The following is a 25,305-nucleotide window of genomic DNA, read 5'->3' as shown; positions in this document are numbered from 1 at the left end:
TAGCGCATGCTGCCCCAGATACGGCATCAACGGTGCAACTCATCGCATACTGTGTGCGGGGTTGGTTCGCCCCACGACAATAGGTCAGTCCTGTATAGTGCATATGGTTGCCACACGTATTAATCTGCTGTGGATGTCGATGATGAACGAGGCATCCCGTTGTTAATCCAATCGTTGGATCATTCGATAAGGGAGTTACTAAGGCGGTTATCGCGCCAGGCATAACAATCGTATCAGGATTGAGGAAGATCAAGTAATCCCCTTGTGCAACCGTTGCGCCATAATTATTCCCACCAGCATACCCAGTATTGGTATTTTCAAGCAGTTGCACCATTGGATACGCATGACGAATCAACGTCCGGCTCGCATCGTGGGAATCGTTGTCAACAACGATAATCTCATAACGGGTATGATCATGACATTCTCTGAGCACTGAATCGAGGCATTCAATGAGATCATCATGGCTGTTATAACTGACAATAATGATACTTGCTTCCATAGTCGAAGGTCTTTCTCGTTATGCGTGTGCGTGCGGAACGGTGTCATAGCTGCGATCAAGCGATGGTACCAAGACAGGCAGATTGGTCGTTGCTGGCTGGACAGGCTGGAATTGTTGTTTTAATGATGTTTCCATCCGTTGTAACATGATGCGTTGGCGCTGGAGGATAATTCCCGTTCCGATTGCCCCAACACTCAGCAGCATGCCGATCAGCAAACTACTCAACAGCCATGCAAATTGGGACAAACTAATCGTTGTATGTTCGGCGAGGAATACGAGCAGGACGGTACTGAGGATTAAGGCCACGAAACCGCTTCCACACCAAAATAATAAGGGGCGCATCGTGGTTGCAATGCTGAGAATTCCATTTACCACTTGCATGCCGTGGCGAAAGGGATTGCGCTTGGCTTTTTCCACATACAACACATGAATAGGCACTTCCGTAACCCGCAATGCCTGTTCGTGAATATGGAACTGCATTTCTGATTCGATCGAAAATCCACCATTACTGGTAAACGATAAGGCCTGAATGGCTTGAGCGGAAAACGCACGAAATCCACTTTGTGAATCACTGACATGAACGCCAGATATAAGGTTCGTTAAGGTCGTTAATCCGAGTTGACCAACTTTGCGATAAAGCGGAATGGTACTTTGAATCGTCCCATACCGTGACCCAATCACCACATCGGCATGACCATGACAGATAGGAGCCAAAAGACGTGGAATATCATCAGCGATATGTTGTCCATCCCCATCAAGCATCACAACGGCAAATGGGTTAAGGGTTGCGCTATAGCGAAACCCGGTATTAACTGCTGCTGCCTTACCTTGGTTTACAGTATGTTGCAAGACAACTGCACCCGCTTGTTGTGCAATTATGACAGTTTGGTCGGTTGATCCATCATCAACGACGATGACAATATCAACATAGGCTTTTGTTGCCAAAACGAGACTTCCGATGAACCGAGATTCATTAAAGGCGGGAATAAGCGCAATGGTTGGATGGATAATGGATGCGTGATGGTCCATACGATACTCCTCTCCTCAATGCTGCAATCGAGCGCAGATCACTTGAGGAACATAGTCCTGATAGGTTGATGCAGACAAGTATCGTTTAAATGGATGCATCCTGCTATATGCCATAGACCCTTGTTCTATCCTTCTATTTAGGTTCGTCCATCTAGGCTAAAAGTACTGATAGTCATTACCTATAGCATTTAGAATGATCATTCATTATCATCATATGGAAAAGATGATAATGAATGATGAGTGGTATATTCGAGATTATCGTTCTACCAGTGGCCCCCAAATCCGCTGTGGCGTAGGCGCAATGCGCAGCATAGTGGCAGGATTGCCCAAGAGCACGGTCGTGCGGAGGGCATCGGTGCAACAGTGGCCATGCAAGGCCAGTTGGAGACCACAAAAAAGTCGGGGGCATGCGCCTCAGGCGTTGGTGGTTCCCGCTGCGGACGCATCGGCCAAATATTTATACAGCGTTGGCTTGGAAATCCCCAGCATCCGGCAGATCTGCGCGATCGTGTGCTGCTTTTCGTTATACAGTTTCACGGCCAACGCTTGCTGATCGGCGGACAGGGCTTTCGGTCGCCCACCCTTCCTTCCTCGCGCACGCGCCGCCTGGAGTCCTGCTTGGGTGCGTTCGCGAATGAGGGTGCGTTCAAATTCCGCCAGTGCCCCAAAGATATGGAAAATCAGTTTCCCCGCACTGGAGGTCGTATCGATGGATTCATGCAGGCTTTTCAGCCCGATCTCCTTGCGCTCCAGCAGCGTGATGATGTCGATCAAATCTTTGAGCGAGCGGCTCAGCCGATCCAAGCGCCACACCACCACGATGTCCCCCGCTCGTGCATAGGCCAGCAAGCGCTGGAAACCACTCCGGTCAGCGGTTGCGCCGCTGCCGTGATCGGCAAAGATCTGCGCACATCCGGCCTGCTGCAAGGCATCGTGTTGCAGATGCAGGTGCTGGTCGTCGGTGGAAACACGGGCATAGCCAAGTTGCATGGGTGCGCTCCTTCTAGTCAAGAATCTCATTGTTGCCTGTGGTATCTTAACAAAGATAGCTTGACCGCGTATCATGCCCATCTGACTGCCCATGGCATCCGTGTTTTGCACCTCCTCACCAATGGGCAACCAAACGACCGTTTTCTTGCCCCTGTCCTCGCCGTGGAAACCCAGCCGGAGTTGCCATGACCCTTGCTGTATCGACACCGCTGATCTATCACCTCAAAATCGTGCTGCGGGATATCACGCCGCAGGTGTGGCGACGGGTCCAGGTCTCCGCCACCACCACCATTGCCGATCTCCATGCCATTCTCCAAATTGCGATGGGCTGGGAGGATGCCCACCTCCATCAATTTCTCATCTATGGGAAAGCCTATGGGGTCTATCACGATGGCGGTTTTTCCTTTGCCGACGATCCCGACCAAGTGCGACTTGCCGATTTTCGGTTGCGGGTTGGTGAGCGCTTCCGCTACGACTACGATATGGGCGACTTCTGGCAGCACGATATCTGGATTGAACAGATTCGTCCCGCACTACCACACCGCGTGTATCCCCACTGTCACGCGGGATCAGGGGCATGTCCACCCGAAGATTGTGGTGGCCCCCCGGGCTACCGAGCGCTGCTTCGTGAACGAACGTCGTGGGACAGCCTTGATCCGCTCCACGCTGCCATGCAGCTGATCATTGAACGGGTCCAGACATTCGCGGCGGGCGGGCCACGCCCAACGGTTGATGATGACGACTTTATGGATGCGCTTGACCAACTCGACGACTGGGAGGCATGGATGCCCATCGCCTTCGATCGGCGGGCAGTGAATCAGGCCTTTCACGCGCTGGGGAGGAACCCGCATGCAGATAACGATCACCATCCAGATCCAGACCGATGATGGCACCCAGCAGCAGCACGTGCTGACCACCCTTGCGCGGGAAGCAGCCAGCATCGAGACGCTTGGCTTAACCCTCGCCGAGAGCAAACAGCTCTTGCAGCAGACCCAACAGGCGCTGGTCACCCACCAAGTCATCGCCTACCTCGCGCAGCACCGGCCCTGTCCTACTTGTGCCACGCCACGCCGGATAAAACAGCAGACCACCGCCCCGTTCCGGACGCTCTTTGGCCGCGTTGCGGTCGCCAACCCCCGCTGGTATCAGTGTGCCTGTCAGCCGCACGCGACCAACACCAAAACCGTGCGTCCCCTCGCCCAGCTGCTCCCTGAGCGGGTCAGTCCCGAATTGCGCTATCTTGAGACGAAATGGGCCAGCCTCATGGCCTATGACCTCGCGACACGGCTCATCCACGAGGTGTTGCCCATCGATGCGACGCACAATGCAACGACGGTGCGCAATCATCTGCTCCACGATGCCCAGCGGCTTGAACAGCAGCTCGGTGATGATCGGGTGATGGTGTGGGATACCTGCCAGGCTGAGCGTGATCGCCTGCCCATGCCTGATGGGCCGCTGTCGGTCGGACTCGACGGGGCGATTCTTCGCGCACGACGCGGCAGTTGCGGGGCACAGACGGCCAATCTGTTTGAGGTCATCGCAGGTAAAAGTATCCTCGCCTTTCGCCGGGATGCGCCGGAGGGCATGCCGCCAACCAGTAAATGTTTCGCCTTGGTGCAGCGGTATGATCGCAAGCCCCGACGGCGACTGTTTGACCTGCTCCGATCCCAGGGCATGCAAGCCAATCAGCACGTAACCTTCTTCACGGATGGCGGTGATACCGTCCGCCGCCTGCCCGATGACCTGTACCCACAGGCCGAGCACGTGCTGGATTGGTTTCATCTCACGATGCGGCTAACGGTACTCCAGCAGTGCGCTCGCGGGCTTCCCGTCCGTCCGGACTACCCACCTTGGGATGGACCGTCACTGACAGATAGCATCGAACGGATTAAACATCACCTCTGGCATGGCAATACGGCCAGCGCGTTGGAGGCCGTGGACACGCTTGCCGAGTGGTTAGATGGCTGGGATTACGATGAGGATGGGGCGATCACCATCCAGCCGGGGAGCGCGGCAGCGGCAACGATGGGGCGGTATGTCCACGACCTGAGCACCTACATTGACCACAACAGCGGATCAATTATCAATTATGGGGAGCGCTATCGGCAGGGTGAGCGGATTAGCACGAGCTTTGTGGAGTCAACGGTGAATTATGTCGTGAGCAAACGCATGGTTAAAAAACAACAGATGCAGTGGACTCCGAAAGGAGCACATCTGCTGTTGCAAGTCCGAACCCAGGTGCTCAATGGTGACTGGGAGGCAACCGTTCGCGGGTGGTATGCGGGTTTCCGATCTGAGCCGATGGGTACGCCAGCGATGCCGTTTTCGGGGTAGTGCCCCCGAGTTTTTTATGCTCTCCGTACAGCAGCCTATCCCCGATGAGCGGGAGTATCTTTGCTAGGTGCTCAATGGTGACTGGGAGGCAACCGTTCGCGGGTGGTATGCAGGTTTCCAATCTGAGCCGATACGTGCGCCAGCGATGCCGTTATCGGGGTAGTACCCCCGACTTTTTTGTGGTCTCCAAGTTGTTAGCCGTTTCGCCGGTGGGGAATCTGAAACCGCAGGATAAGTTTGTATGCAACCTTCGCTGGATACCATAAATGTATAAAGTTTTGACACGTGATATCACTTCCTCTATACTCCTCATATGAGAAGATCTCCTCTGCGTTCTTTCCCTCTCTATTGACAATCTTAATCTATTCTAATCTGGAGGCCATATGCAACGGTCTGTATTGAGGTTATTGGCGATCCTTGCCGTTTTTTCTTCCGTGCTTTTTAGTACCCATGCTGATGCACAGAACTTGGAAAATGATGAGATATCTGATACAACTATCGTTATTGTTGTATCAGACATAAGCGGTTCAGAATGTAGTTATGGGTATGGGACGGCGAATGATACGCCGAAGACAGTTAAGAGGGTTCCTTGTAAACCAGGTACTGTATTCAATATGGCCTATCTTGAGTACAGAGAGGTGAAGCAACGATTACTTCAAGGGGATGCATTAATATATTTCTCTGATACTGGAAACTTTGAAAAAAATCTTGAAATTGCACAACAAAAAAGTATTGTTTTAAAAAAAGATGTTCCCACTCCTATAAAGCCAACTGCGCTTTGCACAGAAAAATTCAATGTGCTTTACTATGGAACATATGGATCTCCGGTTAGTGGTGGTGGTACTGACCAAATTCAAGTAGGTATTCGGTATGATGTAGATAGAGGTTGTATGGTTCGGAATGTCCGTCCTGATACAAGGCTTGGCATGGCTACCACGAACAATCATACATGGAATAAAAGTAAGTGGGGGTCATCGCCGGATTATACATGGAATCACATTCATACGATCAACTGGTACACCCAGAATACCACAACTATTCCTGGGATCTACCCGCAAAATACCCTCTATAGAGATTTTACGACTGGGAGCACGCTGACATGGTATGATGCATATCTCTATTAAGGTTAAATAACTTTTACACAAAGACCAAGAATGCTTTAGCATTCTTGGTCTTTGTGTAAAAGTCATCCTCTTCTCTTATATTCTATTTTCCTCTGGTTGTTGCAAATTAAAGACGTTGGGTCTAATTGGAGCGGCATAAAATCTTGATGCGAAGGATTGAAGAATAAACCTGCTCTTTAGGAGAGACATCATGAGACCGAAACAATGGGTCACTATCATTGGAATTGGATTGATCTGTATCACCGGATGTATGAATAGTTCCGAAAATATATCCAGTACTATTGTGCCAGTGATCGTTTCTGATACACATGACACTACTCCTATTGTAACAAATCGCGATGATGCAACCTTCCTTACATTGATCTATGATCAAAATCCTGATGCACGTAATATAGCACATCAGAAAATTCGACTCTCAAATAATCGCCTTGTCTTTATTTATACCTATATTCTCAATGGTCAGACGATTCTTGGCTATAGCAATGGCTCTATCCTTAATGGTCAATGGAAAATACAAAACGGTGCGGCCCATGTAACCACAGGTATCGCTTTCGGCGCAATGACCTATATTGCATTCCTTCCAGAAGGCTTTTTTTTCTTTGGAAGTCGGATTGATCCACGCGTTGCATCGATTGAGGTCACATTCAATACGGGTGAACGTGAAACAATAACCCTCGAAAATGATTTTTTCTGGGTGTTATCGAAAAACCAACAAACAACCTCTATTAAGGCAATTCGGTACTTGGATGTCAATCAGATTGTGATTCAGTAGTTCTCCATGCACCATAACATGGTGTTAAATGCAAGACCACTCAAATAAGGATTATAGTGGCTGTATTGCTGCATGCGAGGGCATTGCGACCATCCATGGGATACCATTGTACTATTCTCTTGTTACTATTAAAAAGATTGGGATAAGAGGACGTAGAGTACTGATTTCTTATACAAATCAGTACTCTACGTCTCCACAGCGCCAGCCCGCTACCGTACATTAAGTCCACCATCTATCACGATACTGGAACAATATAAAGGTCATGATTGATTCTTTGGGTAATCAATTATGGTCGTAAGGCGATCTGCGTCCTCCTATCTGATAGAAATACCTTATGTAAAAGAAAACCCTCTTAGTTTATGAACTATCGATACAAGGTAACCCAAATTTCGCTGCGATAATTGCATTCTGATGTTTGCGGAGCTTCTTCTAATAAATAGAACGTTACTGTGTTATCACTATTAAATCTACCTTCTACAGAAAGATACCGAGTATAACTACCATGAACGATCGGAAATTGTGTGGTTTGAAAAGTTCCATCTCTATTAATTTTGAGGACTCGGGACATCCCATTAATCCAAGATTCATATCCTAAACACTGTTGTACATGTTCAGGGGGGCAATTGCCGGAAAGATCTGGCCCTGATTCAAAATCAGGATAGTCAAAATGAAGGTTAGCAATTCCTCCATTTTGCACATTAATATCTACAAATGCACCTTTACTTCCTGAACCTTTCCATACACCACTAAGGTTGTCTATATTACCCCCAGGTATATCAGTAGGAAGGGCTGGTGGCGATGTTGGAGCAATAGTCGCCGTTGGCTGTATGGTCACTGGCGGTGGTTGTACTACTGAGGCGATCGTTGCCGTTGGCCGTATGGTCACTGTTTGAGTAGGATTCTGTGCAATAGAAGGAGTTGTTGGCGTAGGTACCTCAGGAAGATCAGCCAGATTAATTGTTGTTTCTAGGACACTGGTTGATACCCATCCAGTTTTTTGATCTGGAGAATTAACAAGAAGCCAATCGCTTGTATTATTTCGTCCTACTACATCAAAAATTGTCCCAACAGAATACGTTGTAATAACATCATACGTTTTTCCTGGTCTCGTACGCATATTGACCAAATTACTGGCTACCTTTACATTCGGCAATGAAATAACTTCCGTTTTTGTAGGTGGTGGTGAAGTTGTTAAAGATGGTAGAACGATTGTAGTAGTCGGATTGGTTCCTATATCTGGTGATATGTTTCCTAATTGATTATTGATAGTGGTAATTATAGCAATAATAGAAGACATAAGTGTATTACTTATAGAACGGAAGTTATACACGAAGGCAAGAGTACATATTACCAAAACAAAAAATACTTTCTGAAATACCTTTTGTTTTTTATAGGCTTTAAAGAAAGAGACTCTGTTATATTACTAGGAGGAATTGTATTAGTTGATGTATTAAAATATTTTTTTAGATTACTATCTACATCATCGATAAGTTCCTTAACAGAAGGATAACGATGATCTGGATTTAAATCCATACACTTTTTAACTATTGAATTCCATTCCTTTTTTATATTTAGATCCTTTATTTCGTTAAGCTCCTTCAATAAAGATGGATTTTTCTCTAATTCTGTGACATCAATAATCATCATGTCCACCTGCGGCAGCGTGTTCAAATCAACGCCCGTGATGGTGCGGTGATGGCCCACCGAAATATCGCCCGTATGCAGGATACTGCCCCACGGGCTGGTGAGATGCAGCATGCCCGCGCCGAGGATGTGGCCCGCTGGCAGGTAGGTGACGGCGATCTCCTGATTGGCAGCCACCGGACGGAGTTCCTGATGAAACGCCACCGGAATGATCCGCGCCAAGGTTTCCACAACCATTGCTTGGTCATACAAGGACGTTTCCAGCTCGTGCGCGAGGTGTTCCTGTTCCATAATCCGCGCACTGTCGAGCAGCAGAATCCGCATGAGCGCGATCGTGCTTTCGGTCGCATAGATCGGCACCGTCGGGAACAGACTGGCGACGAGCGGCAGACAGCCCGTGTGGTCAATGTGGGCATGGGTGATGAGGATCGCATCGAGCGGGAAGCCTTTGAGCGCTTCGAGGTCTGGCGTGCGGGATTGGCCAGGGCGCGCGGCAGGGCGCATGCCCGCATCGACGAGGATATGACGCATGCCCAGTTTGAGGATGCCACACGATGCGCCGACTTCTTGGGCGCCGCCAAAGGGGTGAAAACTGATCATGGGGATGCTCCTCTCATGGTTCTGTGCACATGGTTGCACCAGGTGATTGCTGCGTGCTATGGTAGCATGGGTTCGCTGCGCGTGGATTGCCCCCATACCTGGCCAGCGCGGGAACATTCGTGGTCGTTGCGGCGTTCTCGATCAAATAATCATTAGTGTGAGAGGATGATCACTATGAAATCACTTCGCCGACTGGTATGCCTCGGGATGGTTGTGTTGGCAGGGTGTGGAGCACTCCAGCCGAGTCCCACCATCCCCCAAGCAGTGGAGCCACAGCTCCTCATATCGGTTGCCCATCGTGGAGGGTTATGCAGATCTGATATCAGTGCCACCGGGTCAATAAGATGCACTCACACGACAGCCATCTTGACTGATGGGATGCTGACCGTGCACATGAATGGAAAACGAGCAAAGACGACCATGCTGTCGTCCGATGAGCTGGCAACCCTTACGACCCTCGTGAATAGCACCGACTTCACCGCCGCAAAAGCCGTGCCGTTTACAGGAGTATGCCCAACGACCAATGATCTCTTTGAAACATTCTACACGTTTGTGACCGCCCATGGAACGGAAGAACTGGCCAGCTGTAGGGTCACGATTGACTTCACACTTCCCCTCTTCCAGACCCTCTTGGCTATCCTTGAGCACTATGAATAAGGAGGGAGGGCACGCGGCACATGGTCTGGATGAATATCTGGGCCTCCGCCGCAGGAACGACTTGGGTTGGCTCACTGCTATACGCGCTATTCGGGTGAAGCATGAGCGGGCCGTGGAGCATTGCAATCAATCCCGCGTCATAGAGGGTGAGGAGTGCGGCCCGCGTTCGCTCCCGAAGCATTGGTTCAGGCCGAAGACTGGCAGGGATGATATCGGCATATGTTCAAATTCCCTTGGACGATGGCCAGCATTAACCGCCTAAATGCATGTGAAACGCCTCATGAACTTATCAATTGATAAGGCGCAGTGGGTTTTGCCGCGCTATACTCCCGTCGAATCAATCTAGAACGGGAGCAACACAATGACCATTGGCTTTATTGGCTTAGGGATTATGGGTAGCAGAATGGCGGCCAATCTTCAGCACGCTGGCAAGCAGTTGATCATTTTCAACCGCACGCCCGCCAAGGCAGAAGCACTGATTGCTAGTGGGGCACAACTGGCAACCAGTCCAGCTGAGGTAGGCCGCCATTCTGCCACAATTATCACAATGCTGGCGCATCCGCAGGCCGTCGAAGCAGCAGCACTTGGCCAAGCTGGCTTCCTCGACCAACTCCAAGCAGGCGCGCTATGGATCGATTGTAGCACTGGTAATCCAGAGTTTGCGCGTCGGATGGCGTCGGAAGCGGCCAAGCGCGACGTGGCCTTCATCGACGCGCCAGTCACTGGCTCCAAAGGCCAAGCCGAGGCCGGACAACTTGTATTTCTGGCTGGCGGGAACGTCAAGGATTTGGCCGCAGCCGATGAACTGTTTCGATGCATGGGACGGCAGACCATCCATGTCGGCATTCATGGCATGGGCACTGCACTCAAACTGGTATTCAATCTGCTGCTCGCCAATGCAATGGCTTCGTTTGCCGAAGGGCTAGCCTTCGGCGAATCGCTCGGTATCAGTCGTGAGACGTTGCTGGATACGCTGTTTGGCGCTCCGATCGTGGCACCATTTCTCACCTTTAAGCGGGCAAAGCTGGCCAACGACAGCTATGAGGCTGAATTCCCGCTACGCTGGATGCACAAAGATCTCGCCATGGTCGCCGCAGCGGCGTCCTCAGTAGCGACCCCGCTTACCACCACCACCGCAGCCTTGTATCAGCAAGCGCTTGAATGTGGCCTAGGCGATCAGGATTTTTCGGCGATTGCTCGGCTATTTCAGGCCGACGAACAAGCAACAATGCTCAACCAATGACCATCTGAGCACGGCGAAGGTCGCCCTTCAGACGTGAAAGCGAAACCTCAGTGATGCCCAAGTACCCAGCAATGTGATACTGTGGAATCCGTTCGATCAGGTCGGGATATTGATTGACAAAGGCCAAATAGCGATCTTTTGCTTGATGCAGCAACAACGTGCGCATCCGTAGTTCCTTGCCCACCAGCAGATATTCGGCCAACTTCCGTCCCAAGCGATCAAACACTGGATGGCGGTCAAACAACGCACTAAACGCAGAATAGCTGGCCACAAGCAGAACGCTCGGTTCAAGTGCTTGCGCGCCATAGATTACTGGCAGATTAAGTACCGACGAGGCCAACGGGCCAGCAAAGGCTCCTTCAGCGATAAACGCCTTGTTGGCCTCGCCGCCTTGTTCGGTCAAATAATAGAAGCGTAGCAGGCCGCTACACACAAAAACAAGTTCATGGCTGTGACTACCAGGCAGGAGCAGGTGGGTTCCGGCAGCCACGCTGCGTTGATGAAAGATCGCAGCCAGTTCTGTCCACTGAGTCTTCTCCAATGCGACCCATTGCTGGATAGCGGCGCGCAGTTGTGGGTGGGTCATGAGTTCCTCACTATCGGCTATCGGAAACAGATTTTGCCCCATCATACCGAAACAAGGACTAGTATCTGCGATCTCACCTGTGTATTCAAGCGCTATGCCATTGAGCCTCGGATGCCGCAGATCACCCAGACAAGCATTTCAGTCGTAGCCAATCATAGGTAGGTTTAGGGAGTTGGGCTTGATTGGGCATCTGCTGGCAACTGAATACATGGATCATTGGGAATCGTTGTGCCAAGCGGAATATCCGTCATCGCACCCAAGGTTGTGGTAGCGGGCACGTTGGTGGCCGATTGAATGGTGGCGGTTGTTGAATTACCGCCAGGGGGAAAGGTCGCATTACTTGGGCATGGCGTTCCCTCGCCAACTTGCATGGTTGTTGGGGTTGCCACTGCTTCGCCATCCGACGTTGGGATAACGCTACTGACAGCGGTTTCGCCACCTTGGGTTGCAACACTGGTTATGGTTGCGCTTTCACCGCAACCCATTAATCCAAGTAGCAGTGCACAGCAAAGTGCGCACTGAAAAAAACGCAGAGCCTGCATAATTCATCCTCCTAACAAGAAGCGTCGATTTTAGTCACTCCCAACGTTGTTCCCGCTGTGGTTGGGATGCGCTGGGAGTGAGTCAACGCTGTTGGATCTATGATAGTTGGCGGGGCAGCGGTTGTGATCGGGCAAGTGCTTAACGCTTTTGATTTCTTCGCCGCGCTTGATTGGGCAATTGCCCAAAACCACCAAGCGTTTGGGCTTGAAGCTGCTCGGGCAGGCCCAAGTGCAGCCCTTGATCGCACAGCTTGGTCAGAATATGCGCCGCATAGGTTTTTTGCTGCTGAATCGTGGTACAAATCTGGGCAATGGGTAGCTGGTTAGCACGCTCTGCCCACTGGGCTAGCCATTGATACTGGCCAAGCACATATTGACAGAGCTGATGAAACGTCGAAAGTAGCGCGAGATCGCGAATTAGCGATGGTTTATTGCAGCGTAGCATCTGGTTTAATTCGCCCAGCATGCTCCTGACTGCGGAACAGCCATGGTCAGCTGGATGGAGCTCTAAGGCTTCAAACACCTCGTGCAGCAGATCGCGGTGGCGCAACGCTTCAGCCCGATAGAGGATCAATCCATCTTGGTAGGCTGGCTGGCTGATCTGCGGTAGCACACTGGATATGGCATAAATAATTTGGTTTTCGGCAGCATACAGTTCATCTAAATGATGATAAAAAAGCTCGTGAATGGTGGCATACGCCCGCATAAATGGCTCCTCACAACACGATGTGGCATTGATTCATAACTCCGATGTTAGGTTCCATGCCACATCCAAGGTGGGTTATGGGCTGCTGGTACATTCAGGAGGCGATCAATGTGTTGAAGCAAGTTACGCAGATCAAATGGCTTCTCAACATAGGCCCATGGTTGGTTGGCAAGTTCGCTGGGAAAGGGTTTGGCACTCATCACCACGATAGACGGCGTTAGCTCAGTTTGCATGCTTAAGTGCTGGGCAAACTCAAGCCCATTCCAATCGGGCATATGAATGTCAATCATTACTAAGCGCGGTTGATAATGCTGAATTAATGCCAAGGCCGTGCTCCCGCGCTGGGTATCGAGCACCGTATAGCGGGCAGCAGTCAAGAGGGTGGTTAAAAAGTCACAGGTTGGACGATCATCATCAATAATCAAAATATCAACGAATTGATGCGCATTTGTGCTAAGGCCATAATCCATACAAACTCCAATCAGTGTTTACACACTGCAATGTGTATGTATCGCAGCTGCTTAGGCGGCTGGTACAATCCCGTTCTCGTAAATGAGCAAAGCACTTTGGAACACCACAATATCGCTTAGGTTGTAGGGGCTATAACCCGTCAACTCTTGGATTTTGTGCAAGCGATAGCTCAGCGTATTGCGATGAATATGCAACTGGCTGGCAATTTCGTTGCTATGGCCATTCAACTGAATAAAGCTGCGCAAGGTCAGCAGCAGATCTGCTTCTGCAAGCAGTGGAGCCAAAATCAAATTGGCAACAGAGGTCTGAATGGCCTGATCTGCACTGCCTAAGAAGGCAAACAGGCCTAGTTTTTCAAGCGTCCAAGCATGGGCTGGCAGTCGAAAACGCGAGCCAATCTGAATAATCAACTGTGCTTCTGCATAGGCCTTGGTGACAGTGGTATGATCAGCTTGTTCGCGCGCAATCCCAATCCGAATTTCGGCGTTGAGCAAGGCACTCATACGCTCGAAAATGTGGTTGGCAACCGTTTGAATGGGACAACAACATGCTGCGTGCTGGCAGCATGGATCGGCTGAGCGATAGTGACTAACACGCTGCGATTCGATCAAAATAACCAGTTCGCTTGGCGTGGTCGAAAAGCGCATCCAGCCGTGTGGCTCGCCAAGAATTTGGTCAAGATGCTGGGTCATCAGGCGCACACCATCGAAGGTTTGTTGATTGCTGGGAGCAAGGTCGGCCGCTTGGTCGCTCGCGCCTAGCCGAATCATCAACAAATAATAGGCTTGATCGTAGCGAAATTGTTGGGCAGCAGGATACTCCTCAACCGCAAAGGTTGGTCGTTGCAACAGCGGTGCATACGCAGGTATTGCCGGATCGAAGCGATAACTGGTTGGCGCTGAATCATGAATATCGCTCCGACAAACGTGATCGATTAAGCGATAGAGCATCGTTAATGAAGGTAAATCAGTGGCATGGAGCGTACCAATAATTAATGTGCCAAGCCGACCATTAATGAGCACTGGCAATTGGCAACTATGGTGCTGAGTATCATTCCCAAGCGGGCTTGGGGCTGTTGCTAAGATCGTTTTCGTGTCATCAATGACGGTTACTGTGCCATCGAAAAGCTGCGCTAAATGGCTAACTAACGCAGAAACATGCTGAAATGCAAGCGCTGGTGCGGCAAGCGGAGTCTGATGGGTGAGCATAGCGAGTTCCCTGGAATTCAGCAGCAAGCAGTATTTTCATGCGAACAGTGCGCCAATGCGGAGTTCCAATATGCAGACTCGGGGCATAATAACCAGTACATGGATTTTTGTACGAGTAGGGGAAAGAGTGTGCAGAAGAGCAGATCAACGATGATGCTGGTTTGGCTGCTATCATTATGTTTAGTATACGATCGTTGCTCGTAGATGTCTGTCAGGAAATCCCCGCCATGCTGTCAGGATTAGCCTGACATGGTTTCATTGGCTTGCAGCCAGCCAACCAGCAATGCATAGCGCACCAAATCGACCCTGCTATTCAAGTTAAGCTTTTTCATGCCGCGCATTTTATAGGTTTCGACGGTTTTCACACTTAAATCAAGTTGAAAAGCAATTTCTTTATTGGTATAACCTTGGGCAATCAGTTGTAACACTGCGGTTTCGCGATCGCTTAATAGGCTTAGTTCATCAAGATACTGATTGAGCGGTGCGCTCGTTGCTGTCGAGGTCAAATAAGGCGTAAGCGCTGGGTCAAAATATAAACCATCCATGGCAATTGCCCGAATGGCCTGAATCAAGGTTTCCGAGGCGGCGCGTTTGAGCACATAGCCAGAGGCACCACGCCGAATCAGCTCACGCAGATAGCTGCGATCTTCATAGGCACTGAGGGTCAAAACCCAAATTGCTGGATTATCGTCGAGAACCGATGATGTGACCTGCATGCCATGCATTTCAGGCATAGCAAAATCGTTGGATTTAAACGCTGGGCTAAGGGTACAACCTCGCTCCCAGAGCTGGCCTCGCCAACCACAACCATATCATGTTCGTTTTCAATCAAGGCGCGTAATCCAGCTCGCACCACCGCGTGATCATCGGCAAGCAAAATGCGAATCATCATTCTTGCTATCCTTTAGCCTACTTGGGCAGTAGCGCTGTGTTCATAACACAGCAGATGCTACAAGATAGCAACAGCTATGCCAAGCACCCAAATAATGCGCCCCGCTAATTCTGAAGGCTTTTCAGCGGGGCACACAAAGGAGTTAAAGGAGTTAGGATAACAGTAGAGTCTTGGGATTAACGGTCGCGGTTGCCGCGGTCGCCTTGGCCACCTTGGTTGCCTTGGCCACTTTGGGCCTGATCACTTTGGCCGCCTTGATTACCACCTTGGTCACCACTTTGACCTTGGCCGCCGCCTTGATTGCCACCACGGTCATCTTGATTGCTGCCCTGACCGCCTTGGCCACCACTTTGGCCTTGACCAGAACCGCCACCTTGGTTGCCGCCGCCCTGATTACCTTGGCTACTTTGGCTCGCTTGGTCACCATGCGATGCTTGGCCACCTTTGCGGCCAGCTTCGCGCGCTTCTTCTGCGGTGAATTCATGGGCGGTGCCTTGCTCATGCGCGGCGCGGCCACCCTTGCTGGCAATTTCCCGTTGCTTGTCTTCGTCCATTGCAGCAAAGCCGCGTTCTTGGTTTTGGTTTTGATTCGCCATTGAATCCTCCTTATACACGTGCATTCCTGCTCTTGGGAAGGCCCGTCACACTAACCTTCAACTCGTGAATTCACTTTAGCGCAGCCATCTCACCCAAACAATGAGCACTGGAACAATCTTCGGCCCAAACCATGGCCTTGTTTTTGGTCACATGCCCTAATCGTGCCAAAACGATCGAGCTAGTTCCGTGTGGATAAGCACAGATTTAGCGCTTTCTAATGCGTTAAATCTGTTCACTATATACATTCTGTTGCGAGCCAAGTGCTACGCCAACCCGCTTAGGCTGGCTGACTGGCTTTGCGCAACAGCACCATGCCACCAACGAGCATCAAGTCTCCCCACACCAACCTCAAGCAGATTAAATAACCCCCAACCGCTGAGCAAGCCGCCAATAATCTGGTGCGTTGGCCATGGCAAGGAGTGGCGTAGTAGCACGCGCCAAATCCAAACTCCACTGATTAATAAGAGTAGATAGGTTGCGCCATGAAACAGACCATCGGCCCAAACCATCCATTTAAATTGCGCAATGGTTGGGGTTGGATGACTGACCATATGATGCCACTGAAGCAACTGGTGTAAGACGATTCCATCAACCATGCCACCCAAGGCAACACCCAAAAGGATAATTGGCTTAATTGTTGATTGCTCAACGTGCACACGTTGCGAATAAGCAAGCATATTAATTCCTTCCTACCAATTAATGAGCAACCAGGCAATATAGCTACATGCCACAAGCAGCCAACAGCACATCCCAATTAAGAGCTTCACAACGATGTGCTCAAGCCCAGCAATAATTGCTTCTGCAAGATCCATCACAGCCTCCGTTTTGCGGTACTTAATCGGATGCCTCCACTATAGCGAGCATCAAGGTCTCACGCCCACATGTCTAGCTACGAGCCTCGTACTAATCAAGCCGCACGTCTTAGGCGCTTGCACGGTTGTATGGGCGAGCAAGCCAACCAGCTATTAGGCAAATGCCTAATGTTTTTGGCCTACTGCTCAGGTAGGCTTTAATCAAGAGTGTCGAAAATGCGATTAAAGGAGGAACGAATGTCACATCAAGCAACTGTCATTGGCTGGCTCAAAGATGCCTATGCCCTTGAAACATCATTAATCCCTGCGCTCAAGAAACATGCGCATGATCTTGAGCAGCTGCCAGCAGCCCACAGCCGCATTGAGCAACATATTGCCGAAACTGAGCGCCATGCTGATTTAGTTAAGGCGTGCCTTGAACGCTTGGGCGATGACCCTTCGCTCCTTAAGGCGGGCATGGCCAACCTCAGCGGCATGGCCAAAGAAGTGCCAATGGCTTTGGCCGCCGATACCATCGTTAAAAATGCGTTGAGCGATTATGCCAGCGAGCAATTTGAGATTGCCTGCTATACCTCGTTGCTTGCCAGCGCCCAAATCATTGGTGACCAACAGCTCGCCAGTGCCTGCCAAGAAATTCTTGCAGATGAACAAGCAATGGCCCAATGGCTGGCCGAGCAAATTCCTATGCTGACCCAACACTACCTTGAGCAAGAGCATGCCCGTAGCCTTGGCGCATAACTCCGCGTTGGCGGAGCATCTACGCGAAAGGAACACCGATGGAACACTATCAGCATGAAGAATCCTGCCTATTTCAGGCGATCCAAGCCTTGGCAGAAGGTACTGGTTCGCTCGACGAACGTTTGCAATCAGCCTATCAGGCAATCCTTCCAATGAATACGATGCGCGTCATGGAGCTACTGCCCGAATATCAACAGCTCTTGGTGCAATTTGCCGATCGGGTCAGTCGCCACGCGGTTGAGGCTCCTGCCTCAGACGATCATGTGCGTCAAGTTGAGTTCATTACCATCGCACGGCGCTTATTTTCGCTCTATCACGGTGTGCGTTATGCCCAAAAAAATGCTGCTGCCAATCCCGATCAACAAGCAGTTAATCAGGGTTGATGGGCTAGTGGCCAGAGGTCAGGGATACGCAACCGTGAAGGGAAATTGGCTTCAGGCTCTTGGCTTTTGGCTATCGGGGTTTATATGAGCAGGGGCTAGGTGTCAGGGAGCAGGCATACGAAACCGCGAAGGTTGGGGATTGAGAAAACGCGATAACAATCCAACGCCTAAATATTAGGGGGTGCAGGGGGATGAAAACCCCCTGCGTCTCCCGCCGGCGGGACGGAAGGATGGCGAAACAGGCTTTGGGGATTGGTTGTCAGGGATCGGGAGCAGAGCAACCGCAAAGTACGCGAAGGTTGGGGAAGCATAGGAGAACTAGATAGAATACCGATCCCTAGCCTCTGATTCCCGACTCCTTGCATCGTAACCGCGACGGACACAAAGTAGCGATTTGGGAACAGATCTTGCGATTTGCAAGCACATCGTCTAGATACGGAAGGAGTATGTGATGAAAGCTGCTTGTTGGCATGGAGTCCACGATGTCCGAATTGATACTGTGCCCGATCCAAAGATCGAACATCCTCGCGATATTATTCTAAAAATCACCGCGAGCGCAATTTGTGGTTCCGACTTGCACCTCTACGATGGCTACATCCCATCAATGAAAGAGGGCGATATTCTAGGCCATGAATTTATGGGCGAGATCGTCGAAGTTGGCTCAGAAGTCAAAAATCTGGCGCTTGGCGAGCGGGTCGTTGTGCCATTTACCATTTCCTGCGGCCATTGTTTCTTCTGCGAACGCGATTTATGGTCGGCATGCGATGAATCGAACCCCAACGCTGATGCAGCCAAGGCAGTCTATGGCGCTTCACCAGCAGGCTTATTCGGCTATTCGCATCTATTTGGCGGCTATGCTGGTGGCCAAGCAGAGTATGTGCGGGTGCCGTATGGCGATGTTGGCCCGCTTAAAGTGCCAACAGGCTGGCGCGATGATCAAGTGCTGTTCTTGAGCGATATTTTTCCGACTGGCTACATGGCGGCAGAAAATTGCAACATCGGCGAGAACGATACAGTTGCGGTGTGGGGCTGTGGCCCTGTTGGCCAATTTGCGATTCGCTCGGCCATCTTACTTGGCGCCAAACAGGTGATTGCGATCGATCGCTTTCCTGAACGGCTCGAACTAGCGCGCAATGCTGGCGCTATTCCAGTCAATTATGCAGATGCTGATGTTGATGAAGTGCTCAAAACCTTGACCAGCGGTCGTGGGCCTGATGCCTGTATTGATGCAGTTGGGATGGAAGCCCATGGGTATGGCCTTGATGCGCTATACGATAAAGCCAAGCAATTTGTCCGCTTACAAAGCGACCGTCCTACCGCATTACGTCAAGCAATTATGGCCTGTCGCAAAGGTGGCACGGTCTCAATTCCTGGCGTATATGGTGGCTTGATCGACAAAATGCCAATTGGGGCGGCCTTTGGCAAGGGTCTGACTTTCAAAATGGGCCAAACTCACGTCCAACGCTACCTCGAACCGCTGCTCGACCTCATTACTAGCGGCAAGATCGATCCTTCGTTTATCGTTAGCCATCGCATTGGCCTTGACGAAGTGCCTGAGGCCTACGAGCAGTTTCGCACCAAGGAAAACCAAAGCATCAAATATATGATCACGTTCTAAGCCTTGGGCTTAGAACGTGATCATATATCGAGAAGGAGCGATTTGTGGTTCAAATTGGCTATCACGCTTCGCATGAACAATTTACCCCGCAAGCCTTATTGCACTATGTACAGGTTGCTGCGACAGCTGGTTTTACGGGCGTTATGGCCTCCGATCATTTGGCTCCGTGGAGCGCACGCCAAGGCCAAAGCGGGTTTGTCTGGTCGTGGCTTGGCGCAGCCATGCAAGCAACGACACTCTCGTTTGGCATGGTCAATGCACCAGGCCAGCGCTACCATCCAGTGATTATTGCCCAAGCAGCAGCCACCCTTGCTGCCATGTTTCCCGAGCGTTTGTGGTGTGCCTTTGGCTCTGGCCAGCTGATGAACGAGCACATCACTGGGCAACGCTGGCCAGCCAAAGCTGAACGCAACGCCCGCCTTTTGGAGTGTGTTGAAGTCATTCGGGCACTTTGGGCGGGCGAAACCGTCTCGTATGCAGGCGCGGCAATTCAAGTTGATGAAGCTTATTTGTATACGCGCCCAGCCAAACCGCCGCTGCTGCTGGGTGCAGCAATTACGCCTGAAACGGCGGCATGGGTTGCCAGTTGGGCCGACGGCATTATTACAGTGCATAAACCGCTTGATCAGCAACAGGCCTTTATCGAGGCCTTTCGCAGCAATGGCGGCGAACATAAACCAATCTTTTTGCAAGCTCAAACGTCGTATGCGCCAACCTATGAGGCGGCTCTAGCAGGCGCGTATGATCAATGGCGCAATGCAGCCTTGCCAAGCACCATCAGCACCGAATTGCGCATGCCCAGCCAGTTCGATCAATTGGTCGATTTAATTCCGCGCGAAAAACTGCTAGAGCATATTCGCATCTCGGCAGATTTGGGCCAGCATCGCGAATGGTTGCAGCAAGATATTGAGCTTGGCTTTGACCGGATTTATATCCACAATGTTAATCAGGAACAATTACCGTTCCTGCATGCCTTTGGGGAGCATGTGTTGCCCACCCTTGATCGCAAGGAGTCGAAGGAGTCGTCTGTATGAAGCAAACCGCTGAGCACCAGCGTTTACATTCCGATCAGCTCGCTCAGTGGCGGCGCTGGGGTTGTTATCTCGGCGATCGCGCCTGGGGTACGATTCGCGAAAGCGCGCCGACAAGTCCTGATCCATGGGCCACGTTTCCGTGGGAGCAAGCCCAACAACGGGTGTATCACTGGACCGAGGATGGCATTGCTGGCTGGTGCGATATTCAGCAGCAGATCTGTCATGCGATCGCCTTTTGGAATGAAGAAGATGATCGCCTTAAAGAGCGATTTTTTGGCCTCAGCAACCAAGAAGGCAACCACGGTGAGGATGTCAAGGAATACTATTGGTATAGCGAGGCGCTACCCAGCGGCGCGTATTATCGCATGCGCTATCTCTATCCGCAGGTCGCCTTTCCCTACGAACGCCTGCGCCAAGCAAATAAATTGCGTAGCCAAAGCGAGCCAGAATTTTGCTTGATTGATGCTTTGCCAAACACATTTCGGGAGCAACGCTTTTTCGATATCACGATTGAATATGCTAAGCCAGAACCCGATGTGATGCTCTGCCGCATTAGCGCCGTTAATCGCGGCCCTGAGCCAGCGCCGTTGCACATCGTACCAAAACTCTGGTTACCGTTCAATCCCGAAATTGCGCAAGCCCGCATTGCCGAACAAGCCGATCAGGCGATTGTGCTGCAACACCCAAACCTTGAAGAATATCGTTGGTGGTTTGATGATGCAGCAACGGTCTACTTTAACGACTATCAAAGCAATACTCATGCGTTGTATGACCAGACCAAACCAGCCTCGGCCAAAGATGCAATCCAGCGCATGATTGTCCATGGCAAGCCCGATTTGCTTAATTCAGAGCGCCATGGAACCCAAGCCAGTGCCCACTACCAGCGCATGCTTGAGCCAGGCGAAACGTGGTCGATTATGCTTGGCTTTGGCCCAAGCGCAGCAGCCAATCCGCTTGATGGTGCCGATGAATGTTTGCGCCAACGGCAGGTGGAAGCTGATGAGTTTTATCGGTCAATTAGTTATTCTTCACAGCAGAGTGATTTGCGATTAGTTCAAAGGGCGGCCTTTGCTGGCCTGAATTGGAACAAATTGGCCTATCGTTTTGCGGTTGAAGACTGGCTCGCCACTGACACAGGCAAACACAGTGAAGCGGAAGATCACCCAGATAAAGAATGGGGCCATCTGCGGGCCAATGATCTCGTGTCAATCCCCGATCGCTGGGAATTTCCAATCTTGGCGACGTGGGATTTGGATGTCCAAATCGTAACCTTGGGCTTGGTCGATCCAGCCTTTGCTAAAGCGCAAGCGTTGTTACTTTTGAATGAGCGCTATCAGCATCCTAACGGGGCAATTCCAGCAACCGAAGGTGCGTGGGCCAACCCGCATCCGCCGATCCATGGTTGGGCGATTTGGCAAATCTACCATCTGTGTGATCAGGATCAAGCGTTTCTGGCAGCAGCGTACCCGAACTTGAAACGCCATTTCAATTGGTGGCTGCGCGAGCATCGCCAAGCAGATGGTCTGTTTAGTGGCTGTTTTATGGGCATGGATAACATCAGCCTGCTTGATCGCCAAAAGTTGCCCAAAGGCTATCGGTTAGTTCAAGCCGATGCCACGGGCTGGCTGGCCCAATATGCCCTGATGTCGCTCAAAATGGCAATTGTGCTGGGCAATGATGCTGATGCATGTCACTTTCTCGACGAGTTTCTGGCGATTCGCAAAGCATTAAATATACTTTGGGATGCAAAGGATCGTTTTTTCTACGATGCTTTAGTCGATGAAAAGGATCGCTATACCAGCCTCAAAGTGCGCTCGCTGGTTGGGCTTGTGCCCTTGTTAGCAACCACAGTGATTGATCTCAACAGCCTTAACGAAGTGCCAAAAGTTGCAGCGCGCTTGAAGAAACTCAATCACGCTGATGATCAATCAAATCAATTGCTCCTGACTGCGGTTGGCCAACACTGGAACCCATTGATCGACGCGCTGTTCGATGAGGCTGAATTTCTCAGTCCCTATGGCATTCGCTCAGTTTCGTTGCTGCATGCTGAGCATGCAGCAGAATTAACGCTTGAGCAAGAACAGTATGAACTTAGCTACGAGCCAGGTGAAGCGCCTGATCGCATGTTTGGCGGCAATTCCAATTGGCGTGGTCCAATTTGGTTGCCGCTCAATCAACTATTGCTCGAAGCAGTCCACAATTTGCAGAGCGGAGTGCAGCAACAAGCATGGCATTCCGACGCGTTTGCCAATCTGACGGAAGCCCGTGATAGCTTGATTCAGCGTTTGGTTGGCATCTTTGTGGCCAACGAGCAAGGCCAACGGCCCTATCTTGGCAACCAAGCCTTGTTTCAGCACGAGCCGATCTGGCATGAACATCCTTGGTTTCACGAATATTTTCATGCTGAAACGGGCAAAGGCCTTGGCGCCAGCCATCAACACGGCTGGACAGCAAGCATCGCGGCAATTATTCACTGTGCAGGTTTATGGCAGGTTGAGCTAAACAGCGCAAGCACGGCATAGTTTCTGCAACATGGCTTGGTTATGAGAAACAGTGGTTCATTTAGGAGGACTTGATTATGCCACAGCGAACAACCCAAATTATTCATATTGGTGCGCCAATCGAACGGGTGTATAGCGAATTGACCAACTTCGCCCACTACCCAAGCGTCTTCCCAGGGATTACGTCGGTTGATACGAGCACGCCGGATCAGCTGCAATGGGAGCTTAAAGGGCCACTTGGAGCAACGCTCAACCTCAGCACCGATATTATCACGCAAGAGAAATATCACCAAGTAACCTGGAATAGCCGCCAGCAAAGTGCAATTACCACTAGCGGCCAAATTGTGTTGGCGCCGTTAGCCGACAATCAAACCCACGTCGCCGTAACCTTCCAATACGATCCACCAGCAGGCGCCCTTGGTGAAGCATTGGCTCATGTTATTGCTAACCCAGCAACCGCGCTTGAACAAGTGCTCAAACAGTTCAAGCAGCATATCGAAGCCACCAGTAGCCGCGAGCATGGTGGTAAAGCATAATTGGTTGCCCCTCACCCCCGACCCCATCTCCCACTAAACGCGGGAGACGGGAGCAGCGGTACAGGAGGAGCATCCAACGCATTTGCTGATTGAAGAAGGAACCAGCAATGGCCAATAACCAGCAGCATTCAGCTGAACCAGCATTTGAGCCAGCCACCAGCGTGCTGCTAATCATTGATATGATCAGTGATTTTCAATTTGAAGATGGCAGCATGGTTGCCAAACAATGTGCTGCGATTGTCCCCACCATTGTCCAATTGCGCGATCGTTTGGCCGAAGCTGGTGGCACAGTCGTGTATGTCAACGATACCGCAGGCACATGGACGATGGATCGAACCGAGTTGCTCGCAAAAGCGGCAGCGCCAAACAGCAAAGGCCGCCGAATTGTCGAAGCCTTAGCGCCCTTGGACGATAGCGTGATGTTGCTCAAACCCAAACACTCGGCCTTTTTTGCAACTCCGCTTGACCTGCTGTTGCAATCGCTGAACGCTAAAACCCTGATTTTGACCGGCATGACGACCCATATGTGCATTTTATTTACGGCAATTGATGCCTATATGCGCGACTTTCAGATCATCATTCCCAAGGATGCAGTTACGGCTCACACCGAGGAGCTGAGCCAAACAACCCTTGATTATTGTCGCACAATCTTGCAATGTGCCACGCCAACAACTGCGACCCTGATCAAGCAGCTTAACAATCGCGATACTTAACCCTCTTTCCCCTTCGTTGCGCTCACCATCATTGCTTGGGGCTGATGAATGACATTTAGAAACAGCATCATGATGTTGATGCTGTTTAGAGGATTGGACTCATGTATTTTCATACCCAACAATTAATCAACGAAATTGCCGTCGATCAGCCAGATCCAGCGGCAGCCAATGCCTTGCAAGAAGGTTTGGGTGGCCAGTTTGGCGAGATGCGCACGATGATGCAATATCTCTTCCAGAGCATTAATTTTCGGGGCAAAGCCAAGCCCTACCACGACCTCATTCACGCGGTTGCGGTTGAGGAAATTAGCCACGTTGAATTAATCGGCACCACCATTAGCCGCCTGCTTGATGGTGCATCAGAGAGTTTGCCTAAAATGGGCGCTGGCAAAGGTGGCACACCCTTGAAAAATGCGCTTTCTGAGGGCAATATTCACCATTTCTTGGTTGGCGCGCAAGGTGCAATGCCAGTTGATGCCGCAGGCAACCCATGGCTCGGCTCGTATGTTTACAACAGCGGCAATTTGACCCTCGATTTGCTGTATAACTTAATGCTCGAATCGACTGGGCGCTTGCAAAAGTGTCGAATTTACGAAATGACCGATAATGCTACGGCTCGCTCAACGATTTCCTTTTTGATTGTGCGCGATCATGCTCACGAACTGGTGTTTGCCAAGGCCTTAGAATCGTTGGGCGTCAATTGGGGCAAAATCTTGCCGATTCCTAATTTCGATGCGACCCAATTTCCCGAGGTGCGCAAACTGATGGATACCGGCTTGCACCTGCAACAACATCACTGGCGCTTGGATGGATCAGAAATGGCCAAGATTTTCAGTGGTTCATCGCCAGCCAACGATGGCGCAACCGTCGAAACCAGCGATAGCCCACCAACGGGTTTCCCCATGCAGCCAGCCCCCGAACGCCCAGAGGAGTTTGGCCCAGGCTTGCCACCAGAACTCAAAGAACTGGTTGACCAAATTGCTGCGATGGGTGAGAACATTTAAGCGAGATTAACCAAAGGCAGTTCGTCGCTCAAGTGACGAGCTGCCTTTTTTGATCGTGGGCTTAATCCACTCCTG

28 protein-coding genes are annotated in these 25,305 nt (G+C 50.8%); 14 read left to right on the top strand and 14 right to left on the bottom strand.

What is annotated here, in order from left to right:
- From SE18_RS02285 to SE18_RS02275, 3 genes are all read right to left on the bottom strand, one after another.
- On the bottom strand, positions 1-499 hold a 499-nt coding region (locus SE18_RS02285), incomplete at its 3' end, for a glycosyltransferase (RefSeq protein WP_152976531.1).
- Between the two features lie 18 nt (positions 500-517).
- Positions 518-1,528 carry a glycosyltransferase family 2 protein gene (locus SE18_RS02280; protein WP_054532798.1) on the bottom strand — a complete coding sequence of 337 codons (1,011 nt, stop codon included), beginning with the start codon at positions 1,526-1,528 and terminating at the stop codon, positions 518-520.
- A gap of 414 nt (positions 1,529-1,942) precedes the next feature.
- Positions 1,943-2,518 carry a recombinase family protein gene (locus tag SE18_RS02275; RefSeq protein WP_054532797.1) on the bottom strand — a complete coding sequence of 192 codons (576 nt, stop codon included), beginning with the start codon at positions 2,516-2,518 and terminating at the stop codon, positions 1,943-1,945.
- A 185-nt stretch (positions 2,519-2,703) separates the two neighbouring features.
- Here SE18_RS02275 and SE18_RS02270 point away from each other — a divergent pair, with 185 nt between their 5' ends.
- The 4 genes from SE18_RS02270 to SE18_RS02255 all read left to right on the top strand — a co-directional run bounded on the left by SE18_RS02270 (position 2,704) and on the right by SE18_RS02255 (position 6,748).
- Positions 2,704-3,405: a plasmid pRiA4b ORF-3 family protein gene (locus SE18_RS02270; RefSeq protein ID WP_054532796.1), complete on the top strand. Its 702-nt coding sequence runs from the start codon at positions 2,704-2,706 to the stop codon at positions 3,403-3,405.
- The gene (locus tag SE18_RS02265) at positions 3,368-4,852 is read left to right on the top strand and encodes an ISKra4 family transposase (protein WP_054532795.1); all 1,485 of its coding nucleotides are present in this window, start codon (positions 3,368-3,370) and stop codon (positions 4,850-4,852) included. The genes SE18_RS02270 and SE18_RS02265 overlap by 38 nt, the downstream gene beginning before the upstream one ends.
- 383 nt (positions 4,853-5,235) lie before the next feature.
- A complete protein-coding gene (locus tag SE18_RS02260; RefSeq protein ID WP_054532794.1) occupies positions 5,236-5,976 on the top strand; it encodes a hypothetical protein in 741 nt (246 codons plus the stop codon).
- A 190-nt stretch (positions 5,977-6,166) separates the two neighbouring features.
- Positions 6,167-6,748: a hypothetical protein gene (locus tag SE18_RS02255; RefSeq protein ID WP_054532793.1), complete on the top strand. Its 582-nt coding sequence runs from the start codon at positions 6,167-6,169 to the stop codon at positions 6,746-6,748.
- Between the two features lie 364 nt (positions 6,749-7,112).
- Here the strand turns inward: SE18_RS02255 and SE18_RS26655 are convergent, their stop codons facing one another.
- Together SE18_RS26655 and SE18_RS02250 are read right to left on the bottom strand one after the other, a co-directional pair.
- Entirely contained in the window at positions 7,113-8,045 is a 933-nt protein-coding gene (locus tag SE18_RS26655; protein ID WP_083469677.1) for an SH3 domain-containing protein, read from the bottom strand.
- Positions 8,046-8,095: 50 nt separating this feature from the next.
- Positions 8,096-8,992, bottom strand: a complete 897-nt coding sequence (locus tag SE18_RS02250; RefSeq protein WP_054532792.1) for an MBL fold metallo-hydrolase — start codon at positions 8,990-8,992, stop codon at positions 8,096-8,098.
- 366 nt (positions 8,993-9,358) lie between these two features.
- Between SE18_RS02250 and SE18_RS27090 the strand changes: the two genes are divergently transcribed.
- Both SE18_RS27090 and SE18_RS02240 read left to right on the top strand, forming a co-directional pair.
- Positions 9,359-9,649, top strand: coding sequence for a hypothetical protein (locus tag SE18_RS27090; protein ID WP_152976530.1), 291 nt, complete (start codon positions 9,359-9,361; stop codon positions 9,647-9,649).
- Between the two features lie 361 nt (positions 9,650-10,010).
- On the top strand, positions 10,011-10,892 hold the full coding sequence (locus SE18_RS02240) for an NAD(P)-dependent oxidoreductase (protein ID WP_054532790.1): 882 nt from the start codon (positions 10,011-10,013) through the stop codon (positions 10,890-10,892).
- On the opposite strand, the gene SE18_RS02235 is transcribed toward SE18_RS02240, so the two are convergent.
- The 9 genes from SE18_RS02235 to SE18_RS28115 form a co-directional block, all read right to left on the bottom strand.
- Positions 10,882-11,478 carry a Crp/Fnr family transcriptional regulator gene (locus tag SE18_RS02235; RefSeq protein ID WP_054532789.1) on the bottom strand — a complete coding sequence of 199 codons (597 nt, stop codon included), beginning with the start codon at positions 11,476-11,478 and terminating at the stop codon, positions 10,882-10,884. The genes SE18_RS02240 and SE18_RS02235 overlap by 11 nt on opposite strands.
- A 164-nt stretch (positions 11,479-11,642) precedes the next feature.
- Positions 11,643-12,020, bottom strand: coding sequence for a hypothetical protein (locus SE18_RS02230; protein ID WP_152976529.1), 378 nt, complete (start codon positions 12,018-12,020; stop codon positions 11,643-11,645).
- Between the two features lie 139 nt (positions 12,021-12,159).
- On the bottom strand, positions 12,160-12,726 hold the full coding sequence (locus SE18_RS02225) for a DUF892 family protein (RefSeq protein ID WP_054532787.1): 567 nt from the start codon (positions 12,724-12,726) through the stop codon (positions 12,160-12,162).
- Between the two features lie 47 nt (positions 12,727-12,773).
- Complete coding sequence (locus SE18_RS02220) at positions 12,774-13,196, bottom strand: response regulator (protein ID WP_054532786.1); 423 nt, start codon at positions 13,194-13,196, stop codon at positions 12,774-12,776.
- A gap of 51 nt (positions 13,197-13,247) precedes the next feature.
- Complete coding sequence (locus tag SE18_RS02215; protein ID WP_054532785.1) at positions 13,248-14,405, bottom strand: PucR family transcriptional regulator; 1,158 nt, start codon at positions 14,403-14,405, stop codon at positions 13,248-13,250.
- 239 nt (positions 14,406-14,644) lie between these two features.
- The gene (locus SE18_RS02210; RefSeq protein WP_054532784.1) at positions 14,645-15,139 is read right to left on the bottom strand and encodes a LuxR C-terminal-related transcriptional regulator; all 495 of its coding nucleotides are present in this window, start codon (positions 15,137-15,139) and stop codon (positions 14,645-14,647) included.
- A gap of 334 nt (positions 15,140-15,473) precedes the next feature.
- Positions 15,474-15,893: a KGG domain-containing protein gene (locus SE18_RS02205; protein WP_054532783.1), complete on the bottom strand. Its 420-nt coding sequence runs from the start codon at positions 15,891-15,893 to the stop codon at positions 15,474-15,476.
- A gap of 264 nt (positions 15,894-16,157) precedes the next feature.
- On the bottom strand, positions 16,158-16,571 hold the full coding sequence (locus tag SE18_RS02200) for a DUF2243 domain-containing protein (RefSeq protein WP_054532782.1): 414 nt from the start codon (positions 16,569-16,571) through the stop codon (positions 16,158-16,160).
- A gap of 12 nt (positions 16,572-16,583) precedes the next feature.
- The gene (locus SE18_RS28115) at positions 16,584-16,706 is read right to left on the bottom strand and encodes a hypothetical protein (protein ID WP_269083548.1); all 123 of its coding nucleotides are present in this window, start codon (positions 16,704-16,706) and stop codon (positions 16,584-16,586) included.
- A gap of 237 nt (positions 16,707-16,943) precedes the next feature.
- Here SE18_RS28115 and SE18_RS02195 point away from each other — a divergent pair, with 237 nt between their 5' ends.
- From SE18_RS02195 to SE18_RS02160, 8 genes are all read left to right on the top strand, one after another.
- Positions 16,944-17,444, top strand: a complete 501-nt coding sequence (locus SE18_RS02195; protein ID WP_054532781.1) for a DUF892 family protein — start codon at positions 16,944-16,946, stop codon at positions 17,442-17,444.
- A 38-nt stretch (positions 17,445-17,482) separates the two neighbouring features.
- On the top strand, positions 17,483-17,827 hold the full coding sequence (locus SE18_RS02190) for a hypothetical protein (protein WP_054532780.1): 345 nt from the start codon (positions 17,483-17,485) through the stop codon (positions 17,825-17,827).
- Positions 17,828-18,278: 451 nt separating this feature from the next.
- Positions 18,279-19,445: a zinc-dependent alcohol dehydrogenase gene (locus SE18_RS02185; protein ID WP_054532779.1), complete on the top strand. Its 1,167-nt coding sequence runs from the start codon at positions 18,279-18,281 to the stop codon at positions 19,443-19,445.
- A gap of 44 nt (positions 19,446-19,489) precedes the next feature.
- A complete protein-coding gene (locus tag SE18_RS02180) occupies positions 19,490-20,479 on the top strand; it encodes a TIGR03885 family FMN-dependent LLM class oxidoreductase (protein WP_054532778.1) in 990 nt (329 codons plus the stop codon).
- Positions 20,476-23,001, top strand: a complete 2,526-nt coding sequence (locus SE18_RS02175) for an MGH1-like glycoside hydrolase domain-containing protein (protein ID WP_054532777.1) — start codon at positions 20,476-20,478, stop codon at positions 22,999-23,001. Before SE18_RS02180 ends, SE18_RS02175 begins: the two co-directional genes overlap by 4 nt.
- Before the next feature lie 56 nt (positions 23,002-23,057).
- Positions 23,058-23,516 carry an SRPBCC family protein gene (locus SE18_RS02170; protein ID WP_054532776.1) on the top strand — a complete coding sequence of 153 codons (459 nt, stop codon included), beginning with the start codon at positions 23,058-23,060 and terminating at the stop codon, positions 23,514-23,516.
- Between the two features lie 107 nt (positions 23,517-23,623).
- Complete coding sequence (locus SE18_RS02165) at positions 23,624-24,229, top strand: cysteine hydrolase family protein (protein ID WP_054532775.1); 606 nt, start codon at positions 23,624-23,626, stop codon at positions 24,227-24,229.
- A 101-nt stretch (positions 24,230-24,330) separates the two neighbouring features.
- Positions 24,331-25,230: a manganese catalase family protein gene (locus SE18_RS02160; RefSeq protein WP_054532774.1), complete on the top strand. Its 900-nt coding sequence runs from the start codon at positions 24,331-24,333 to the stop codon at positions 25,228-25,230.
- The last annotated feature ends 75 nt before the right edge of the window (positions 25,231-25,305 follow it).

Source organism: Herpetosiphon geysericola (assembly GCF_001306135.1).
GTDB lineage: Bacteria > Chloroflexota > Chloroflexia > Chloroflexales > Herpetosiphonaceae > Herpetosiphon > Herpetosiphon geysericola.
Note: the sequence above shows the minus strand (reverse complement) of the source record. Positions and strands in the feature narration are given on the sequence as shown.

Coding starts and splice junctions, on each gene's coding strand:
- SE18_RS02280 (WP_054532798.1), bottom strand. CDS start 1,528: ATGGACCATCACGCATCCATTATCCATCCAACCATTGCGCTTATTCCC.
- SE18_RS02275 (WP_054532797.1), bottom strand. CDS start 2,518: ATGCAACTTGGCTATGCCCGTGTTTCCACCGACGACCAGCACCTGCAT.
- SE18_RS02270 (WP_054532796.1), top strand. CDS start 2,704: ATGACCCTTGCTGTATCGACACCGCTGATCTATCACCTCAAAATCGTG.
- SE18_RS02265 (WP_054532795.1), top strand. CDS start 3,368: ATGCAGATAACGATCACCATCCAGATCCAGACCGATGATGGCACCCAG.
- SE18_RS02260 (WP_054532794.1), top strand. CDS start 5,236: ATGCAACGGTCTGTATTGAGGTTATTGGCGATCCTTGCCGTTTTTTCT.
- SE18_RS02255 (WP_054532793.1), top strand. CDS start 6,167: ATGAGACCGAAACAATGGGTCACTATCATTGGAATTGGATTGATCTGT.
- SE18_RS26655 (WP_083469677.1), bottom strand. CDS start 8,045: ATGTCTTCTATTATTGCTATAATTACCACTATCAATAATCAATTAGGA.
- SE18_RS02250 (WP_054532792.1), bottom strand. CDS start 8,992: ATGATCAGTTTTCACCCCTTTGGCGGCGCCCAAGAAGTCGGCGCATCG.
- SE18_RS02240 (WP_054532790.1), top strand. CDS start 10,011: ATGACCATTGGCTTTATTGGCTTAGGGATTATGGGTAGCAGAATGGCG.
- SE18_RS02235 (WP_054532789.1), bottom strand. CDS start 11,478: ATGACCCACCCACAACTGCGCGCCGCTATCCAGCAATGGGTCGCATTG.
- SE18_RS02230 (WP_152976529.1), bottom strand. CDS start 12,020: ATGCAGGCTCTGCGTTTTTTTCAGTGCGCACTTTGCTGTGCACTGCTA.
- SE18_RS02225 (WP_054532787.1), bottom strand. CDS start 12,726: ATGCGGGCGTATGCCACCATTCACGAGCTTTTTTATCATCATTTAGAT.
- SE18_RS02220 (WP_054532786.1), bottom strand. CDS start 13,196: ATGGATTATGGCCTTAGCACAAATGCGCATCAATTCGTTGATATTTTG.
- SE18_RS02215 (WP_054532785.1), bottom strand. CDS start 14,405: ATGCTCACCCATCAGACTCCGCTTGCCGCACCAGCGCTTGCATTTCAG.
- SE18_RS02210 (WP_054532784.1), bottom strand. CDS start 15,139: ATGCCTGAAATGCATGGCATGCAGGTCACATCATCGGTTCTCGACGAT.
- SE18_RS02205 (WP_054532783.1), bottom strand. CDS start 15,893: ATGGCGAATCAAAACCAAAACCAAGAACGCGGCTTTGCTGCAATGGAC.
- SE18_RS02200 (WP_054532782.1), bottom strand. CDS start 16,571: ATGCTTGCTTATTCGCAACGTGTGCACGTTGAGCAATCAACAATTAAG.
- SE18_RS28115 (WP_269083548.1), bottom strand. CDS start 16,706: ATGGATCTTGCAGAAGCAATTATTGCTGGGCTTGAGCACATCGTTGTG.
- SE18_RS02195 (WP_054532781.1), top strand. CDS start 16,944: ATGTCACATCAAGCAACTGTCATTGGCTGGCTCAAAGATGCCTATGCC.
- SE18_RS02190 (WP_054532780.1), top strand. CDS start 17,483: ATGGAACACTATCAGCATGAAGAATCCTGCCTATTTCAGGCGATCCAA.
- SE18_RS02185 (WP_054532779.1), top strand. CDS start 18,279: ATGAAAGCTGCTTGTTGGCATGGAGTCCACGATGTCCGAATTGATACT.
- SE18_RS02175 (WP_054532777.1), top strand. CDS start 20,476: ATGAAGCAAACCGCTGAGCACCAGCGTTTACATTCCGATCAGCTCGCT.
- SE18_RS02170 (WP_054532776.1), top strand. CDS start 23,058: ATGCCACAGCGAACAACCCAAATTATTCATATTGGTGCGCCAATCGAA.
- SE18_RS02165 (WP_054532775.1), top strand. CDS start 23,624: ATGGCCAATAACCAGCAGCATTCAGCTGAACCAGCATTTGAGCCAGCC.
- SE18_RS02160 (WP_054532774.1), top strand. CDS start 24,331: ATGTATTTTCATACCCAACAATTAATCAACGAAATTGCCGTCGATCAG.